General features: G+C 52.6%; 18 protein-coding genes. 15 read left to right on the top strand and 3 right to left on the bottom strand.

What is annotated here, in order from left to right; genetic code table 11:
• Nucleotides 1-225: 225 nt before the first annotated feature.
• Entirely contained in the window at nt 226-1,188 is a 963-nt protein-coding gene (gene rluC, locus SAMA_RS10380) for a 23S rRNA pseudouridine(955/2504/2580) synthase RluC (RefSeq protein WP_041410343.1), read from the top strand.
• Complete coding sequence (locus tag SAMA_RS10375; protein ID WP_011760100.1) at nt 1,188-1,835, top strand: HAD-IA family hydrolase; 648 nt, start codon at nt 1,188-1,190, stop codon at nt 1,833-1,835. The genes rluC and SAMA_RS10375 overlap by 1 nt, the downstream gene beginning before the upstream one ends.
• 228 nt (nt 1,836-2,063) lie before the next feature.
• On the opposite strand, the gene SAMA_RS10370 is transcribed toward SAMA_RS10375, so the two are convergent.
• Nucleotides 2,064-2,663: a Maf family protein gene (locus SAMA_RS10370; RefSeq protein ID WP_011760099.1), complete on the bottom strand. Its 600-nt coding sequence runs from the start codon at nt 2,661-2,663 to the stop codon at nt 2,064-2,066.
• A 423-nt stretch (nt 2,664-3,086) separates the two neighbouring features.
• On the opposite strand from SAMA_RS10370, the gene yceD reads away from it, so the two are divergent.
• The 11 genes from yceD (at nt 3,087) to SAMA_RS10315 (ending at nt 12,487) form a co-directional block, all read left to right on the top strand.
• On the top strand, nt 3,087-3,611 hold the full coding sequence (yceD, locus tag SAMA_RS10365) for a 23S rRNA accumulation protein YceD (protein ID WP_011760098.1): 525 nt from the start codon (nt 3,087-3,089) through the stop codon (nt 3,609-3,611).
• A 16-nt stretch (nt 3,612-3,627) separates the two neighbouring features.
• Entirely contained in the window at nt 3,628-3,798 is a 171-nt protein-coding gene (gene rpmF, locus SAMA_RS10360; protein WP_011760097.1) for a 50S ribosomal protein L32, read from the top strand.
• Nucleotides 3,799-3,812: 14 nt separating this feature from the next.
• Nucleotides 3,813-4,841, top strand: a complete 1,029-nt coding sequence (gene plsX / locus SAMA_RS10355) for a phosphate acyltransferase PlsX (RefSeq protein ID WP_011760096.1) — start codon at nt 3,813-3,815, stop codon at nt 4,839-4,841.
• A gap of 14 nt (nt 4,842-4,855) precedes the next feature.
• Entirely contained in the window at nt 4,856-5,815 is a 960-nt protein-coding gene (locus SAMA_RS10350) for a beta-ketoacyl-ACP synthase III (RefSeq protein ID WP_011760095.1), read from the top strand.
• A gap of 57 nt (nt 5,816-5,872) precedes the next feature.
• A complete protein-coding gene (fabD, locus tag SAMA_RS10345; RefSeq protein WP_011760094.1) occupies nt 5,873-6,799 on the top strand; it encodes an ACP S-malonyltransferase in 927 nt (308 codons plus the stop codon).
• An 11-nt stretch (nt 6,800-6,810) separates the two neighbouring features.
• Nucleotides 6,811-7,557: a 3-oxoacyl-ACP reductase FabG gene (fabG, locus tag SAMA_RS10340; RefSeq protein ID WP_011760093.1), complete on the top strand. Its 747-nt coding sequence runs from the start codon at nt 6,811-6,813 to the stop codon at nt 7,555-7,557.
• A 158-nt stretch (nt 7,558-7,715) separates the two neighbouring features.
• A complete protein-coding gene (gene acpP / locus SAMA_RS10335; protein WP_011760092.1) occupies nt 7,716-7,949 on the top strand; it encodes an acyl carrier protein in 234 nt (77 codons plus the stop codon).
• A gap of 161 nt (nt 7,950-8,110) precedes the next feature.
• On the top strand, nt 8,111-9,349 hold the full coding sequence (gene fabF / locus SAMA_RS10330) for a beta-ketoacyl-ACP synthase II (protein ID WP_011760091.1): 1,239 nt from the start codon (nt 8,111-8,113) through the stop codon (nt 9,347-9,349).
• 130 nt (nt 9,350-9,479) lie between these two features.
• Nucleotides 9,480-9,959 (top strand): acyl-CoA thioesterase, encoded by a 480-nt coding sequence (locus SAMA_RS10325; RefSeq protein WP_011760090.1) that lies wholly within the window; start codon nt 9,480-9,482, stop codon nt 9,957-9,959.
• 89 nt (nt 9,960-10,048) lie between these two features.
• Entirely contained in the window at nt 10,049-11,587 is a 1,539-nt protein-coding gene (locus SAMA_RS10320) for an FGGY-family carbohydrate kinase (protein ID WP_011760089.1), read from the top strand.
• A gap of 24 nt (nt 11,588-11,611) precedes the next feature.
• Nucleotides 11,612-12,487, top strand: a complete 876-nt coding sequence (locus tag SAMA_RS10315) for an NAD(P)-dependent oxidoreductase (RefSeq protein WP_011760088.1) — start codon at nt 11,612-11,614, stop codon at nt 12,485-12,487.
• A gap of 101 nt (nt 12,488-12,588) precedes the next feature.
• Here the strand turns inward: SAMA_RS10315 and cdd are convergent, their stop codons facing one another.
• Nucleotides 12,589-13,479 (bottom strand): cytidine deaminase, encoded by an 891-nt coding sequence (cdd, locus tag SAMA_RS10310; protein WP_011760087.1) that lies wholly within the window; start codon nt 13,477-13,479, stop codon nt 12,589-12,591.
• Between the two features lie 97 nt (nt 13,480-13,576).
• Nucleotides 13,577-14,989 carry an exodeoxyribonuclease I gene (gene sbcB, locus SAMA_RS10305; protein WP_011760086.1) on the bottom strand — a complete coding sequence of 471 codons (1,413 nt, stop codon included), beginning with the start codon at nt 14,987-14,989 and terminating at the stop codon, nt 13,577-13,579.
• A 202-nt stretch (nt 14,990-15,191) separates the two neighbouring features.
• Between sbcB and SAMA_RS10300 the strand changes: the two genes are divergently transcribed.
• The gene (locus SAMA_RS10300; RefSeq protein WP_011760085.1) at nt 15,192-16,094 is read left to right on the top strand and encodes a hypothetical protein; all 903 of its coding nucleotides are present in this window, start codon (nt 15,192-15,194) and stop codon (nt 16,092-16,094) included.
• Nucleotides 16,094-16,933: a 23S rRNA (guanine(745)-N(1))-methyltransferase gene (rlmA, locus tag SAMA_RS10295; RefSeq protein WP_011760084.1), complete on the top strand. Its 840-nt coding sequence runs from the start codon at nt 16,094-16,096 to the stop codon at nt 16,931-16,933. The genes SAMA_RS10300 and rlmA overlap by 1 nt, the downstream gene beginning before the upstream one ends.
• The last annotated feature ends 286 nt before the right edge of the window (nt 16,934-17,219 follow it).

Raw genomic sequence — 17,219 nt, 5'->3', positions numbered from 1 at the left:
TTTTACTTCGACAAAGGCTTGCAACTCAATGAATTGCGATCCTTCAACCTTCAATTTTACTCTGGTGGAAACACCGAGCGGACGACGGTTTTGTGAACACTTTATCCACGGTTAATCCCCGTCCGCGAATGGAATATAGCAACAATCAAAAATTTCGGCAATGTAAAGCCACATTCGAGTTGAGATTGTTGTACAATGCGCATCGTTTTCACCAGATGTTTTGCCATGAATAAAGAAACAGTTCCAACCCAGGTTCAATTGATCAGCATTGATGAAGATGGTGCCGGTCAGCGTATTGATAATTTCCTGCTCGCCAAGCTCAAGGGCGTACCCAAGAGCATGATCTATCGCATCGTCCGTAAGGGCGAGGTGAGGGTTAACAAGAAGCGGATTAAGCCAGAATACAAGCTCGCAGCGGGCGATGAGGTGCGTGTACCGCCGGTGCGCGTAGCCGAAAAAGATTATCGTACAGCGCCTTCTGCCAACCTCAATCGAGTTGCCCAACTTGAAGACCGTATTCTGTTCGAAGATAAGCAGATTATTGTGCTGAACAAACCGGCAGGTATTGCCGTACATGGTGGCAGTGGGGTGGACTATGGTGTGATTGAGTCGCTTAGAAGCCTGCGACCCACCTGTAAGTTTCTGGAACTGGTACATCGTCTCGATCGTGATACCAGCGGTGTGCTGCTGATAGCCAAAAAGCGGATGGCCCTGAGGCACCTGCACGATCAGCTCCGAAATAAGCAGATGCAAAAGGTGTATCAGGCGCTGGTGCGCGGCCAGTGGCAGGAGCATGACAGGGTAGTTAAAGCACCGCTGCTTAAAATCACCCTCAAATCCGGCGAGCGCATAGTGCGGGTGAACAGCGAAGGCAAACCCAGCGAAACCCGTTTCCGGGTGCTGCGTCGCTTTGACGAAGCAAGCCTGGTGGAAGCAAGCCCGGTGACAGGTCGCACCCATCAAATTCGTGTGCATTGCCAGTACCAGGGGCATCCTATTGCCTGTGATGATAAATACAGTGAGCAAAAATTTGATGACGCCATGCGGGCCAAGGGACTGCAGCGTTTGTTTTTGCATGCAGCGCAACTCACCTTTACCCATCCGGAGTCTGAAACCCAGATGACGGTTCAGGCACCACTGGACGGCGATTTAACGGCCGTGCTGGATGCGCTGGAGCAAAAAGGCTGATGCAAAGATTCGACCTGATTATCTTCGATTGGGATGGCACCCTGATGGATTCCATCAGCAAGATAGTCGATTGCATGCAGGCACTGGCTCAGGAACTTTCCATTGCCGTGCCAACCGAAAAGGCTGTCCGGGACGTGATTGGCCTTTCAATGCCTGAAGCCATGCGCGCCCTGTTTCCCGCTGAAACTGAGGCAACAAGGGCAGGCTGGATAAACAGGTATAAGGCCCATTACCAGATTTTTAATGCCACCCCGAGCCCGTTATTTGAGGGGGTGCCTGAGCTGTTGACATCATTGCACGGGGCATCGCGCAAACTGGCTATTGCCACAGGTAAGGGCAGGGAAGGGTTAAACCGTATTCTGGATGAGACCCGTCTTGGGGACTGTTTCCACGCTTCCCGCTGCGCCGATGAAACCCAAAGCAAACCCCACCCGCAGATGTTGCATGAATTACTGGCAGAACTTGATGTCAGTCCCGAACGTGCGGTGATGATTGGTGATTCGGCATTTGATTTACAGATGGCAAACAACGCGGGTGTTGCAGCCATCGGGGTGGATTACGGTACGCACGACAGAGAGACACTGCTGGGTGTTTCGCCCCTTGCAGTAGTGTCTCATCCTCTGGAGATATTGCACCACTTGCGCTGATTACGGCACGAGGTCACTCTCAGTTGTTGCACATACTCAACTCAGTAAGCACAGTCTCTGATTTAGCAAGCACAGCATTTATTATGTCTTCGATGACTGCACATATGCGTTCACTTTGCCACTCGATATCCTGATGTATGCCCTCTTCGCAGACTGATTGCGCCGATTGCGTTCACACAGATAATGGCGTCACCTCTGTAATAAGCTCCTGATATCGTCTAAAACTCATTATCGAGGGCTAGCGCCCGTAAGCACACAAAGCCCGGATTGTTTGAGTAAGTCCACCAAGGCTATCAGGGGTAAGCCAATCAAAGTATTGGGGTCGCGGCCTTCGAGGCGTTCAAACAGGCAAATACCCAATCCTTCAGATTTGAAGCTGCCAGCACACCACAGGGGTTGCTCTTTTCTTACGTATTGCACTATTTCGTCATCACTGAGGTCACGAAAGTGCACGGTAAAAGGCTCTACCAGCGAGAGGGTAGTGTCCTTTGCAACATCGTGCAGGGCGAGCGCCGTATAAAAGACAATGCTTTTTCCGCGCTGCGCCTTTAGCTGATTAATGGCATTTTCTTCGCTCAGCGGTTTGCCAACAATCTTCCCGTCAACCACTGCCACCTGATCAGAACCGATAATGAGCGCATTGGTTGGCACGTCACATGCCAGGGCTTTGGCCTTGGCAATGGCAAGCCGCTCGGTCAGTGCGATGGCAGATTCTCCGGGCAGGGGCGTCTCATCGGTGTGCGGCGCCAAGGCTTGAAATGGCAAGCCCAGTTTTTCAAGCAGTGCTGCCCGAAAAGTTGAGGTAGAGGCGAGAATTAAGGGTCGCATTGGATACTGGCCTTTGGGTCTGAACTGTTAACTGGGTATTTTAAACCGTGCATAGTTAACCTGCGTGCATAGTTAGCCTTCATGTTAACCTCAATCAGCCAAGCTGAGGCTTAAAGGTCAAAAACGCTTGTTGATCAACTATGCTTCTATGAGTATTGCCGAACCCGTTAAAATCGGATTTTACCGACCGCGACATTGTCCTTGGCCCACCGTCGATTGGCAAGTCACGAGGTATTTTTGATAGGGGGCTACAATCGCTTTTATTTTAGGCGACCGGCGCTTGTGTGCCCGAGGGTGCTTGGGTAGAATTTTGCCTCGGTCAATTTCGTTGCCGGAGCAGGAGCGAACCCCAGATCCCACACAGGACATTTGGGCTAAAATTCCTTTGACTCCGGCGTGTTGAAGCTATAATATGCGCGCCTTATGCAAACAGTAAAGATACCGGTTTCTATCGATCCGATCCGCGCCGCGTCAAATCGCCTGAGTTATCAGGGGATTGTGCCAGGCAAGGTGTTAAAACGATTGAGAGAATTGACAGCCGGCGACTGTTCCGATGTGACAGTGTCGTTGGAATGTGGTGTTGATTTACAGGGGATAGTCTACCTGAAAGGGACGGCTGTGACGGAGCTCACTCTGTTATGTCAACGTTGCATGGCACTTTATACCACTGAGGTTACGGTCGACTTTTGCTTCAGTCCTTGCAGGACAGAGGCGGAAATCGATGAGCTCCCGGATGCGTATGACCCTATTGAGTGCGATGAAATTGGCGAGATACGTCTGCAGCAACTGGTCGAAGACGAGTTGATTTTGGCAATGCCTTTGATCCCGGCGCATCAAAATATTGATTGCAACCTGGGTTCCCAGGACATAGTCGTAGGCGAGATTGAAGCCGCTCAAGAGGAGCGTCCAAATCCGTTTGCAGTGTTAGAAAAACTGAAGAGCAAGTAATCCAGGAGACAGACAAATGGCTGTACAACAGAACAAAAAATCTCGTTCAAAGCGCGGTATGCGCCGTTCACATGACGCTCTGAGCACTGCTCAGCTGTCAGTAGACGCTACCAGCGGTGAACTGCATCTGCGTCACAATGTGACCGCTGATGGTTACTACCGTGGTAAGAAGGTTATCAACAAGTAATTGTTGGCCTTCCTATGACGAATCTGACGCTTGCGTTAGATGCGATGGGGGGCGATCACGGCCCCCAAGTCACGGTGCCTGCGGCTTTGCAGGCACTTCGACTACACCCTAAGCTCTCCCTCCTGCTCGTCGGTGACGAGACTCAAATATCCCCGTATCTTTCTTCTGCTGAGATAGACGTTCGCAGCAGGATAACCCTTGTGCATACCACCGAAGTGGTGCGTATGGACGATAAGCCCGCAACTGCGCTCAGACATGCAAAAAACAGCTCCATGCGACTGGCCATAGAACAGGTTCGTGATGGCATGGCTGATGGCTGTGTCAGTGCCGGTAACACTGGCGCGCTGATGGCGATGGCCAAGGTACTGCTTAAAATGTTGCCCGGTGTCGACAGGCCCGCGTTGGTCAGTTGCTTGCCGGCTATCAATGGTAAACCCGTTTATTTGCTCGATCTTGGTGCCAACATTCAGTGCGACTACGATACCTTGTTCCAATTTGCGGTGATGGGCTCAGTGCTCAGTGAAGCGGTCGATAAGATTGCCCGCCCCAAGGTCGCGCTTCTGAATGTGGGCATTGAAGAATGCAAGGGCAATGGCGATGTGCAGCAGGCTGCACAATTACTGCTTCATACTCCCCAGCTCAACTATGCCGGCTTTATTGAAGGCGATGAAATCTACAGTGGAAAAGTGGATGTCATCGTTTGTGACGGCTTTGTGGGCAACATCACACTCAAAACCTCAGAAGGCATTGCCAGACTGCTGGTTCATCAATTAAAACAAGGCCTGGCCAAAGGCTTTGTGGTTCGAATACTTGCGCGTTTGCTCGCGCCCCGCATTCAGAAAGTACTCAACCAGATGAACCCCGACCACTATAACGGAGCAAGTCTGTTAGGATTGCGCGCAGTAGTAGTGAAAAGCCACGGTAATGCAGACGAACACGCCTATATACAAGCAATTAGTCTTGCCTACACCGAGGCAAAACGTCGACTTCCAGAGATGATCAAAGATCGTCTTGAGTCGATTCTTTTAGATATCAATAGCTGATTTCTCCTTAAACTATGCATACAAAAATTCTTGGAACTGGCAGTTACCTGCCGGCTCAGGTGCGTAGCAATCTCGATCTGGAAAAAATGGTGGATACCAGTGACCAGTGGATTGTTGAACGCACAGGTATTTCCGAACGTCGCATCGCTGCCATGGACGAGACTGTTTCTACCATGGGTTACCAGGCCGCATTGAAAGCCCTCGAGATGGCGGGTATTCAAGCACAAGAGCTGGACATGATCATTTGTGGTACCACCAGTGCTGCCAATGCATTTCCCGCCGCCGCCTGTGAAGTTCAGGCACTCCTGGGGGTTCACACCATTCCTGCATTTGATGTTGCCGCTGCCTGCTCCGGTTTCGTTTATGCCCTGTCGGTTGCCGATCAGTTCGTCAAAACCGGCGCTGCCAAAAAAGTGCTTGTGATTGGTGCCGATGTGCTCTCTCGCCTGTGTGAACCCGAAGACCGCACCACCATTATTCTCTTTGGTGATGGCGCCGGTGCCGCTGTAGTCGGTGCCAGTGAAGAGCCGGGGATCATCAATACTCACATCTATGCAGATGGCCGTCAGGGCGACCTGCTCAAATGTGCCTTCCCACCACGTCTGGGTGAATCTTCAGAAGCCGTGGGCTTTATGCAGATGAAGGGCAACGATGTGTTCAAGGTTGCCGTGACTCAGCTGTCCCATGTCGTGGAAGAAACCCTGCGCCTCAATAATGTGGACAAGGCAGAGATTGACTGGCTGGTACCCCACCAGGCGAACTTCCGTATTATCAATGCCACTGCAAAGAAGCTCGACATGAGTTTAGATAAAGTGGTGTTGACGCTTGCCAAACACGGTAACACTTCCGCTGCCTCTGTGCCGATTGCCCTGGATGAAGCTGTGCGTGATGGACGTATTCAGCGGGGACAATTGCTGCTTTTGGAAGCCTTTGGCGCCGGTTTTGCCTGGGGTAGTGCGCTGGTGCGCTTCTAATTTCCCCGGGAATTCTGCTAGGCTTTTTACGCTTTTACTCAAAAAGGTTTAATAACAATGGATAAATTTGCCTTTGTATTTCCAGGGCAGGGCTCGCAGGCCGTTGGCATGCTGACCGATCTCGCTGCCGAATTTCCTGTGGTAACCGAAACATTTGCCGAGGCGAGTGCTGCTCTAGGCTACGATCTGTGGGCTCTGGTGCAGGATGGCCCCGCCGAGCAGCTCAATCAAACTCAAAAGACTCAGCCTGCGCTGCTGACCGCCAGCGTCTCCATTTGGCGCGCCTATCAGGCAAGCGGCAAGCCGCAGCCTGCAGTGCTTGCCGGTCACAGCCTGGGCGAATACTCTGCGCTGGTGTGCGCCGGTGTTATTCCTTTTACCGATGCCGTCAAGCTGGTTGAATTGCGTGGTCAACTGATGCAGGCCGCTGTGCCGGAAGGCACGGGTGCCATGTACGCCATTATCGGATTGGATAACGATGCTATCGCCAAGGCCTGTGAAGAATCAGCCGAAGGCGAAGTAGTGAGCCCGGTTAACTTCAACAGCCCCGGCCAGGTGGTGATTGCCGGTAATAAAGACGCCGTTGAGCGCGCCGCTGCCGCATGTAAAGCTGCCGGTGCCAAGATGGCGGTAGCATTGCCAGTTAGTGTGCCTTCCCACTGCAGCCTGATGAAAGGCGCGGCCGATAAACTCGCCGAGGCGCTTGCCGCGATCGAATTCAGTGCACCTGCCATTCCGGTTATCAATAACGTGGACGTGCAGGCGCCAACCGACGTAGCGGCTATCCGTGATGCACTGGTGCGCCAGTTGTATTGCCCGGTTCGCTGGACCGAAACCGTGGAAGCCATGGCCGCCGATGGTATTACTCATCTGGTGGAGTGTGGCCCGGGCAAGGTGCTGACCGGCTTGGCCAAACGCATCAACAAATCTGTTTCTGCACAAGCGGTCAATGACGTAGCAAGCTTTGCTGCGCTGACCGAATAAAGGAGTTTTCCATGTCTGTATCTTTGGATCTGACCGGCAAGGTAGCCCTGGTTACCGGTGCCAGCCGCGGTATCGGTAAAGCCATCGCACTGACCCTGGCCGAAGCCGGCGCAACTGTTGTGGGTACTGCCACAAGTGAGAAAGGCGCCGCAGCCATTTCCGATTATCTGGGTGACAAGGGTTTTGGTCTGGTACTTAACGTCACCAGCAGTGAATCCGTTGCCGAAATGTATACCGCGATCAAAGAAAAAGCAGGAGATGTTGATATTCTGGTCAACAATGCCGGTATCACCCGCGACAACCTGCTGATGCGCATGAAAGACGAAGAGTGGGAAGAGATAATCGACACCAACCTCACGTCTTTGTACCGCCTGTCCAAGCCGGTAATGCGCAGCATGATGAAAAAGCGTCATGGCCGTATCATCAGCATTGGTTCAGTGGTTGGCACCATGGGTAATGCCGGACAGGTAAACTACTCAGCTGCTAAAGCCGGTTTGATTGGATTTACAAAATCTCTCGCCAGAGAGGTTGCATCTCGTCAAATTACGGTTAATGCTATTGCTCCTGGATTTATCCAGACTGACATGACCGACGAGCTGACGCCTGAGCAGCAGCAAGGCATCATGTCACAGGTGCCGATGGAAAGATTAGGGCAGGCGCAGGAAATTGCTAATGCCGTCCTGTTCTTGGCCTCGGACGCTGCCGCTTACATCACGGGTGAAACCCTGCATGTAAACGGCGGAATGTACATGGTTTAAGGGCGAATGGCAGGGAACTGTCGCGTTTGGGTAGTTAGCTGCTGATAAGATTTGGTTTTGTGGTTAGACCACAAAATCGGGGCTTGCAATGTCAGCCAGATCGAATAAACTACTCGCAATCTTACGCAAGTGCGTAATTTGAATAGGAAAGAAAACTAATGAGCAACATCGAAGAACGTGTAAAGAAAATCATCGTTGAGCAACTGGGCGTTAAAGAAGAAGACGTTAAGCCATCTGCCTCTTTCGTAGACGATCTGGGTGCCGATTCTCTGGACACTGTTGAGTTGGTAATGGCTCTGGAAGAAGAGTTTGACACCGAGATCCCTGATGAAGAAGCCGAGAAGATCACCACTGTTCAGGCAGCGATCGACTACGTTTCCAAGAATCAGTAATACTGAATTCCAGAAAACAGGCGGCTAATTAGGCCGCCTGTTTTTGTTTGGGCGCCGGAATTTTCTGCTGGTTGTACCAGCCTCCTTTTGGATTGCCATCTGGCACAATCCGGCGCAATTTGGGCTTTTAGCCTCAAATACAGTTATGAAAGGTGACTCCTGTGACAAAACGTCGCGTAGTGATAACCGGTCTGGGACTGGTAACCCCGGTCGGTAATGATGTTGATTCCACCTGGAAGGCTTTGCTTGCCGGTCAGAGTGGTGTGGCGCCCATCACCAAGTTTGACGCCAGTGAATTTGCGACCCGCTTCAGCGCGTCGGTAAAAGATTTCGACGTTGAGCAGTATCTGTCCAAAAAAGATGCACGCAAGATGGACCTCTTTATCCAATACGGCATGGCTGCTGGCATTCAGGCCATTCGCGATGCTGGCCTTGACATGGAAAAAGAAGACCCCACCCGCGTAGGTACCGCCATCGGTGCCGGTATGGGCGGTATGTGGCTGATTGAAGCCGGTCACTCAGCGCTGATGGCCGGTGGCCCCCGTAAGATCTCCCCCTTCTTCGTACCCAGCACCATCATCAACATGATTGCCGGTCACCTGTCGATCATGTATGGCATGCGCGGCCCCAACTTTGCCGTAACCACTGCCTGTACCACGGGCGTACACAATATCGGTTTTGCCGCTCGCTCTATTGCCTATGGCGATGCTGACGTAATGGTGGCCGGTGGCGCTGAAGATGTGACCTGTCCGCTGGGTGTGGGTGGCTTTAACGCTGCCAAGGCGCTCTCGACCCGCAATGACGACCCACAAGCGGCAAGTCGCCCATGGGATCGTGACCGCGATGGTTTTGTGATTGGTGACGGCGCTGGTGTACTGGTGATGGAAGAGTACGAGCACGCCAAAGCCCGTGGCGCCAAGATTTACGCCGAACTGGTTGGTTTTGGTATGAGCGGTGACGCTTTCCATATGACGTCGCCTCCGGAAGATGGCGCCGGTGCGGCGCTGGCAATGACCAATGCTCTCAAAGACAGCGGTCTCTCGCTGGAGTCCATTGGTTACATTAACGCCCACGGTACCTCAACGCCAGCCGGTGACAAGGCCGAAGCCGCCGCGGTGAAGTCCGTGTTTGGTGACCACGCCTACAAGCTGATGGTGAGCTCCACCAAGTCCATGACAGGCCATTTGCTGGGCGCGGCCGGTGCGGTGGAAGCTATTTTTACCATTCTGGCGCTGAAAGATGGCGCTGTGCCGCCAACCATCAACCTGGATAATCCGGATGAAGGTTGCGATCTTGACTTCGTGCCCCACGAGGCGCGTCAGACCAGCTTCGAGTATGCCCTGTGTAACTCCTTCGGCTTTGGCGGCACCAACGGCTCGCTGTTACTTAAAAAGATGTGATCAGGCAGTTTGATTGTTTGATGAAGGCGCCGGGACGTTTCGTTCTGGCGCCTTTTCTTTTTGTCGGTGCATTCACGTGCTTATGCTTTTGGCGTAAGCTTAATTTACTTTAACAAGATAGGGTTACAACATGGCCGGACAAGACAGGCACCTGACCTTACGTTTTCTCGCAGAGCCCGCCGATGTGAATTTCGGTGGCAAGGTTCACGGCGGCGCCGTGATGAAGTGGATTGACCTTGCTGCCTACGCCTGTGCCGCAGGGTGGAGCGGCAAGTATTGTATTACCGCCTATGCCGGTGGCATTCGCTTCGTCAAACCCATCCACGTGGGCAATATCGTCGAAGTCAGCGCCAAGGTGATTTATACCGGCAACAGTTCGATGCATATCGGCATTGATGTTCGGGCAGGGGACCCCAAGGTGTCTGAGCGTCAGCTGACGACTCACTGTATTGTGATCATGGTGGCGGTGGACGATGCCGGCAACCCCACGCCTGTGCCTGAGTGGGTGCCGCAAACCGAGGAAGACAAGGCGCTGCGCGACTCTGCTATCCGGCTGATGGAAATGCGCAAAAAAATCGGCAGCGAAATGGCCGCCCACGTCACACCCTGAACTTTGTCTGTCTTTAGCCTGAGTGCGGGAGTTCGCGCTCAGGTTTAATTACAAAAATATCCATAAGCCCGCAAAAGGGCACTGCGTCTATGTCTGAAACCGGTTATTACCTTGCTCTCGATTACGGCACACAGAGCACCCGCGCGCTGGTGTTTGACCGCCGCGGCAATCCCATTGCCATTGCGGCCGTTGGCAACCAAAACTGTAAAGCCGGACAAGTGGCCAAAGCCGCAGTGCAGGATGGCGATTACTGCTACGGCCAACTGGTGGCGACTTGTCGTAAGCTCTTTGCCGAACACGGCTTGAGCCCTGAGCAAATCGTTGCAGTCACTCTAACCACCCAAAGAGCCTGCACCTTGCTGATGGATAACAGCGGCAAGGCCAAATCCGATGTGTTTATGTGGTCCGACAGACGCATGGTGGAAGGGATGCTTTCGCCGATAAGCTGGTTTTATCGGCTCGGCTTTTGGGTAAGCGGTATGACAGGGCGCATCGACTATTTGCGCCGGGCCGCCAAAATCAACCTGATGCGCGAGCTTTTTCCCGGCAAGGTCGATGGCAGCGAAAAGATTGGCCTCTTGAGTGGTTATCTGCTGAGCCGCCTTGGGGGCAAGCTGTTGGATTCAAGGGCATCCCAAGTAGCCTATTTGCCCTTTGACTACCGAAATCAAACCTTTGCTTCAAAGGGCAGTTGGCGCTGGCAGGCCCTTGGCTGCAAACCGTCGCAGATGCTGCCACTCATTGATGCCGCAAGGCAGATTGGCACTATTACCGATGGCTTTGCCGAGCTTACCGGCCTTAAGCCGGGCACAGTGCTGGTCAGTGCCGGTGCCGACAAGGCCTGTGAAGCCTATGCCAATGGCGCAGGTGGGCCAGGTGTGTTGTCATTGAGCCTTGGCAGCGCGGCAACTGTTACCTTGGGATCTCATCGCTATTTTGAGGTGTTTCGCTATGCACCGGCCTTCCCGGGGCTTGAGCCGGGCAGTTTTATGCCCGAGGTGCAACTCGAGCGTGGCTTTTGGTTGCTGTCGTGGGCGTTGGATGAGTTCGGTGCCAGCGACAGGGCTGAAGCAAACTCCCTGGGACTCAGTCCCGAAGCCTATGTGATGAAAGCCATCGCCGACATTCCGCCAGGCGCCGACGGCCTCATGCTGTGCCCCTATTGGGCACAGGGTGTTATTTACCCCGGCCCGGAAGCGAGCGGGATAGTCGCAGGTTTTCGCCCTGAGCATACCCGCGCTCACCTCTACCGGGCGCTGATTGAAGGGGTGCTGATGACACTCGAGCGAGGTGCCAAAGAATTGGTGCGTAAGTCAGGTGAAGCAGTAAGGCTTATTCGCGTCAGCGGCGGCGGTAGTCAATCCGACCTTGTGATGCAACTGGCAGCGGATATCTTTGACTGCCCCACAGAGCGGTTAACGGTGCGCGAAAGCTCTGGTTTAGGCGCAGCCATGTGCGCCGCTGTGGCGATGGGCGATTATCCAGACCTCGCCAGTGCCAGGCAAAATATGGCAAAATCGGGCAGTCGCTTTGAACCAGAGCCCGCCAGTGTGGCGCGTTACCGGCAGCTATCACAGCGGCACCAACGCCTGTACCCGGCAGTAAAATCATTATTTAAAACACGCTGATCGCGAGACACGAAAGGAAGAACAATGGCAAAAGTGGCATTTCTCGGACTGGGGGTGATGGGATATCCCATGGCCGGACATTTGGTCAAGGCTGGTCACCAGGTGACTGTGTATAACCGGACCACCGCCAAGGCTGAAGCCTGGGTGAAGCAGTTTGGTGGCGCCATGGCGCTGAGTCCAAAGCTTGCGGCTGAAGACCAGGACATCGTTTTTACCTGCGTGGGCAACGATAAAGATTTGCACCAGGTGGTACTTGGAGAAGATGGCGTTATCCATGGTCTCAATGCAGGTGCCGTGCTGGTTGACCACACCACAGCGTCTGCCGACATTGCCCGCGAGATTGGCGCCGCGCTGAACGCTCAAGGCTTTGGCTTTGTTGACGCACCAGTCTCAGGCGGTCAGGCCGGCGCCGAAAATGGCGTACTGACCGTGATGGCAGGCGGTGATGAAGCCGTGTTTAACCAGGTAAAAGACGTCATCATGAGCTACGCCCGCTGCGCCGAGCGTCTGGGTGAAACAGGTGCAGGCCAGCTCACCAAGATGGTGAACCAAATTTGTATCGCCGGTGTGGTCCAAGGGCTGGCCGAAGCACTGCATTTTGCCCGTAGCGCAGGCCTTGATGGCGAAAAAGTGGTGGAAGTCATCAGCAAAGGCGCCGCCCAAAGCTGGCAGATGGAAAACCGCTATAAGTCCATGTGGGCCGGTGAGTACAACTTCGGGTTTGCCATAGACTGGATGCGTAAAGACTTGGGTATCGCCCTGGAAGAAGCCCGCCGTAATGGCTCGCATCTGCCGCTGACAGCCCTTGTGGATCAGTTTTACTCAGAAGTACAGGGCATGGGGGGCAATCGCTGGGATACCTCAAGCCTGATGGCCCGCCTCGAAAAAAGCCGAAAATAACTCCTGGTTAAATCAATCGTCAGCTAGTTCGGTGGTAGAGCCGTTCCCGATAAAACAAAAAGCCCGCATGAAGCGGGCTTTTTACTGCATTAGCTTTGGGTTTACACAGGGTCAACGACCAGATGCTCGAGCTCAACCACGGCAACGGCATGGAGGGCGTCCATGGTGGCACCAACCAGGGAAATTTTACCCTGTGATGACTCAAGCAACACTGCACGTTTGATGTCACTGAAGCTGCGGTTGTGTCTGACAAGAGCCGACAATGCCATCTGCATGGGCAACATCGATGGATTAAAGGCGGCGTTTTCGGCATAGCGGCCGCAGAAACTAGCGCCGTCTTCAGTTTCCAGCACCACCGCGGCGTGACACTGGCTGTATGGGGCGTAGGACAAACCGGCGTGATCGAGTGCTTCAATCAGCAAGGGATCATCACTTTCCAGTACCAGTTCCGTTTGCTGTTTTGATAGCAGAGGCGCTGTAACATTTAAATCGGCAGGACCGAAGGCATAGGGCAGATAGTGGCTCAGTGGCGCAGTGTCTTGCCCCGGCAGGTGAATACGAATAGCCTGACCCTGCACCAGCTCGTTCATAAACTGGCGGCAATGACCGCAGGGGCTGGCGTTGACTATGATATCGCTGATTTGTGTTTCACCACTTAGCCAGGCGTGGCTGATGGCACTTTGCTCGGCATGGACCGAGTGAAACAAGGCTTCACCCTGCAGCTCCAGATTGGCTCCCATGTAAAAGTCGCCGCCGCTTCCCACGGCAATGGCACCCACATAAAAGTTACTTACTGGAGGCTTAGCCAGTGCAGCTGCGATGGGCAGCAGTGCCAATCCCAGCTCGTGGCTATCCATTGCTGACACTGCGCAGAGCTGCTTTACCTGCTGCGCATCCAAATGACCACAAAATTGCTCACCCAGCATGGGAAGCAGTTCATCTGCCAATGCTTTTGGCAGCTCGTTTATCCGGCGGACAAATCTGTCTTGCATAGCCGTTTTCCTTCGCTGTTAATTTTACTGACTTGCAGTTTAGTTATTCTGTTACACAGATAATGGGAGTCTAATCCCATTTTATGTGGGTTTTCTGCTAAAGCGACTGCAGGTACTGACATAAAGCGCCGAGGAGCTTTTGCTTTTTTTCATCCTTGGTGGTTTCTTCCAGCAAGTTTTCAAGGCGGATGACATAGTCAGGGTCGTTCAAGCGGGCCTGACAAAACTCTCGCCAGCGCAGGCTTTCATCATAGGACAAGGTGAGCGGGTAGTTGCGAGCCCGGTAGCGAAAGAGCATCTCTGGCAGACGGGTATCATCAAACTGCAGTTCCAGCGCGGCTAAGTGCTCCGGCGACGTATTCCGTATGATGTCCATTTTTGCACGATCGGCAGGAGAGAAAAAACCACCACTGTAGAGGGAGTAGTCGGGATCGTTGGACATACCCTGGGGTTCTTCCTCAAACAGTGCCGTAAGTTTTTCGCGGATCTCAGGATGCTGTTTGAGTAAGCGATATTGTTCACGGGCAAAGGCTTTATCTATGCCCAATCGCTCAGCATTGGCGTCATCCAGAGTTTTGGCGTTGGCGACAAAGGGGCATTTATTCAGATGAATTTGCTTCACAGGCACGGGCAGCTCATCATTGGCGAGGTCTTCACGCTTGGTATAAAGCCGGGTTCTCAGTGCATCCACATCGAGGTCAATCAGTGGCTGAATGTCCATGGCCAGATTGACGCAAATGACGGCATTTTTATTGCGCATATGGTGCGCTACCGGAGCTATCAAGGTTGCACAGCCCTGGGTTGCCGGTATTTTGGAGCTGATGTGCACCAGCGGCTGCATCGCCAGTACATCGATTTGTTCGGCCACGGCTTGTTTACGCCTTAAGCGGAAGTAATAGTCGAACAGCTTGGGCTGCTTTTCCTTGATTAGCCGGGCCAGTGCGATTGTGGCATACACATCTGACATGGCATCGTGGGCCTTGTCGTGTCCAAGGCCATTGGCTGCTGTCAGATGCTCAAGTTTAAAGCTGGGACTGCCGTCCTCTTTTTCTGGCCAGTTAATGCCTTCCGGGCGTAGGGCATAGCAGGCACGCACAAGATCGATAATATCCCAGCGGGAATTGCCCTGTTGCCACTCACGGGCATAAGGGTCAATAAAGTTGCGGTAAAAACCGTAGCGACTTACTTCATCATCAAAGCGCAGCGAGTTGTAGCCCGCAACACAGGTATTGGGTCTGCTGAAAATGGCCTGGATACGGCCCATGAATTCGGTTTCAGGCAAGCCCTGACGATTCGCCAGTTGCGGCGTAATACCTGTGATGAGAATCGCCTCCGGTGCGGGTAAATAATCGGGGCTTAAACGGCAGTAAAATGTGACAGGCTCGTCGATGATATTCAGGTCCAGATCGGTTCTGACACCGGCAAATTGTGCAGGCCTGTCCTTCGCAGGACTGGCCCCGAACGTTTCATAGTCGTGCCAAAAAATAGTGGGCTGAATATAGTTTTCCATCGGGAAATTAGCTCTGTCCGTGACAAGTTAAGCGCTTATCTTATCACTTGATGCGCCATATTCATCTCTTACCGGTTTCCTTGCCGTCTTGTTGGGTAAATATACGCCAGACTGAGCGATTTGTTGGGGCCTTTACGTAAATTGCGGATGACCATAAATGTGATACAGAGGTAAAATAATCCACCAGTGGAAGGATTTACTCATGTTTAATCAATATTTTCGGTTGCCAGAACTCATCAGTATCGACGCGGAGCGGCCGTCTTCTCGTTTTTTACTGAACCTCACCGACGACGTCAGTGATTTTGTACTGATGCAGGTGATGCGAGCGCCTCTTATCGAATTGGTGGTCACCCAAACAGGAACCGACGCTGAGTTTTTACTGAGGTTACAAGCGGGCTTTAGCTTGCTTCCTTACCAAGAGCCTAACGATCAAGTACCTAACAATGAAGAGCAGTGTCAATCAGTCATAGTCGATGACAAGGGGCAAACGGCTATTGCGGATCACATGAACAGGGCAGATGCATCTGAACATCTGCTTCGCGGACAAGGGCAAGGACTCAGAGTATACGCCAACAGTTCCCGTACGCCGGCGCGCTTATTGGCGAGACTGCGCCGTGGTTTGCTAATCACCCTGGCGGTTGAACAACGCGATTCAGGGTTATTGGGGGTTCGACTGGACGGTGAAGGGGAGTTTAATCTCGTCGCGCTTGAAACCGATTTACACCTGTGTGAGGGGCCCTCGGTTTTGAAAAACGCCAAATATGTCCTCGCCCGGGAACCCGAATATGGCGAAAGCAGCGCCGCTTTAGCGCTGCTCATTACTGAGCTTGAACAAGCAAGGCACGAACTGGTCGCTTATCTGTCTGGTGTCGAGTGCCATCCTGGCGTTGCAGCCGAAGCGATGCGCATTGAACCCATGCTGAGTCAGCGTCGCCAATGGTTGCTCAGGCAGTACGCGCAGTCTCAGGAACGCCCCAAAATAGGTACCAGTGCCAACGATTACGGACAGAACATAGACAAACTCAAACGTCTGTTGGAGTGTTACGAGCTTTTATCAACACCAGAGGTTAACGCGATGGTGTTGGCTATCGCAGAGGAAGATTAATGGTAGCCCAGAACATTCAGCCGATTTACCTTTGTCCTTTATGTAAAGCGTCCTTGCAGTCGGAAACAACCGGCTTGGTATGCCCCGCAGGTCATAGATTCGACAAGGCAAAAGAGGGCTATGTCAATCTGTTACCGGTACAGAAAAAAAAGTCAAAGGACCCCGGCGACAACAAGGAGATGATGCAGGCCCGTCGCTTGTTTTTGGAGTCGGGCTCTTACCAAGCACTGAGTGACAGGGTGGGGGAATTGGTACTTGGGTTACCGGTAAGTCCAGCAACCATACTGGATCTCGGGTGTGGGGAGGGCTACTACACCCACAGGCTGCAACAGGTTCTGGCAAAGGAAGACATTTGGCCCCAACTTTACGGCCTGGACATTTCCAGGGCTGCCCTGAAGGCGGCAGCCAAACGATATCCGCAAATTCATTTTTGTGTTGCCAGCAGTTTTGACACGCCGTTTGCAAGTGAGTTTTTCGACCTAGTAGTACGCATTTATGCGCCCTCAAAACCTGAAGAACTCAAGCGCTTGGTTAAACCGGGTGGCCATTTGCTGACAGTGTCAGCCGGGCCCATGCATCACTTCGCCGTCAAGCAGCGCATATACGACACCCCAAGGTTGCATGAAGATAGCGTAGAGCAAATCGATGGATTTGAAATCGTGAGTTCAGAGCGCTTGCAATGGCAGCTCGAGATGGAAAACCCCGAGCTCATACTCGCATTTCTTGAAATGACTCCCTACGCTTGGAAGTTTACCCCAGAGGCACGCACACAGCTTGCTGGCGAGCCATTCAGTTGCGAACTGGATTTTCGGATAAATTTACAGCGTCGGGTGCTGTAAAACTTGGAAATAGAATAGCTTGGCATGGGCTTGAGAGGCTGTCTGTATGATATTTAAACAGGTCTTAAGCCAAATTCCAGAAATGTAAGTAAAAAATCAGAACGACATACACAAAGGTTTGTTGACTTATGTCTAGGATGGAGTATAGTCGATGAAGCTTGAAGGTTGGATTTATTTTGTGTTCCGCACGACCAGTTTGTCCTGTAAACATTAAGTAATACCGGCTTTTCCCGCTCCACCGCCCTAACCGGCAATTGTTTAAATATTTAATGTTACAGGATACCAA

Source organism: Shewanella amazonensis SB2B (assembly GCF_000015245.1).
GTDB lineage: Bacteria > Pseudomonadota > Gammaproteobacteria > Enterobacterales > Shewanellaceae > Shewanella > Shewanella amazonensis.
Note: the sequence above shows the minus strand (reverse complement) of the source record. Positions and strands in the feature narration are given on the sequence as shown.

What these genes read in the sequence shown, in the direction of transcription:
- rluC (WP_041410343.1), top strand. Translation starts at nt 226, where the DNA reads ATGAATAAAGAAACAGTTCCAACCCAGGTTCAATTGATCAGCATTGAT.
- acpP (WP_011760092.1), top strand. Translation starts at nt 7,716, where the DNA reads ATGAGCAACATCGAAGAACGTGTAAAGAAAATCATCGTTGAGCAACTG.
- rlmA (WP_011760084.1), top strand. Translation starts at nt 16,094, where the DNA reads ATGGTAGCCCAGAACATTCAGCCGATTTACCTTTGTCCTTTATGTAAA.
- yceD (WP_011760098.1), top strand. Translation starts at nt 3,087, where the DNA reads ATGCAAACAGTAAAGATACCGGTTTCTATCGATCCGATCCGCGCCGCG.
- plsX (WP_011760096.1), top strand. Translation starts at nt 3,813, where the DNA reads ATGACGAATCTGACGCTTGCGTTAGATGCGATGGGGGGCGATCACGGC.
- fabD (WP_011760094.1), top strand. Translation starts at nt 5,873, where the DNA reads ATGGATAAATTTGCCTTTGTATTTCCAGGGCAGGGCTCGCAGGCCGTT.
- sbcB (WP_011760086.1), bottom strand. Translation starts at nt 14,989, where the DNA reads ATGGAAAACTATATTCAGCCCACTATTTTTTGGCACGACTATGAAACG.
- SAMA_RS10375 (WP_011760100.1), top strand. Translation starts at nt 1,188, where the DNA reads ATGCAAAGATTCGACCTGATTATCTTCGATTGGGATGGCACCCTGATG.
- rpmF (WP_011760097.1), top strand. Translation starts at nt 3,628, where the DNA reads ATGGCTGTACAACAGAACAAAAAATCTCGTTCAAAGCGCGGTATGCGC.
- SAMA_RS10325 (WP_011760090.1), top strand. Translation starts at nt 9,480, where the DNA reads ATGGCCGGACAAGACAGGCACCTGACCTTACGTTTTCTCGCAGAGCCC.
- SAMA_RS10370 (WP_011760099.1), bottom strand. Translation starts at nt 2,663, where the DNA reads ATGCGACCCTTAATTCTCGCCTCTACCTCAACTTTTCGGGCAGCACTG.
- fabG (WP_011760093.1), top strand. Translation starts at nt 6,811, where the DNA reads ATGTCTGTATCTTTGGATCTGACCGGCAAGGTAGCCCTGGTTACCGGT.
- SAMA_RS10350 (WP_011760095.1), top strand. Translation starts at nt 4,856, where the DNA reads ATGCATACAAAAATTCTTGGAACTGGCAGTTACCTGCCGGCTCAGGTG.
- SAMA_RS10315 (WP_011760088.1), top strand. Translation starts at nt 11,612, where the DNA reads ATGGCAAAAGTGGCATTTCTCGGACTGGGGGTGATGGGATATCCCATG.
- SAMA_RS10320 (WP_011760089.1), top strand. Translation starts at nt 10,049, where the DNA reads ATGTCTGAAACCGGTTATTACCTTGCTCTCGATTACGGCACACAGAGC.
- SAMA_RS10300 (WP_011760085.1), top strand. Translation starts at nt 15,192, where the DNA reads ATGTTTAATCAATATTTTCGGTTGCCAGAACTCATCAGTATCGACGCG.
- cdd (WP_011760087.1), bottom strand. Translation starts at nt 13,479, where the DNA reads ATGCAAGACAGATTTGTCCGCCGGATAAACGAGCTGCCAAAAGCATTG.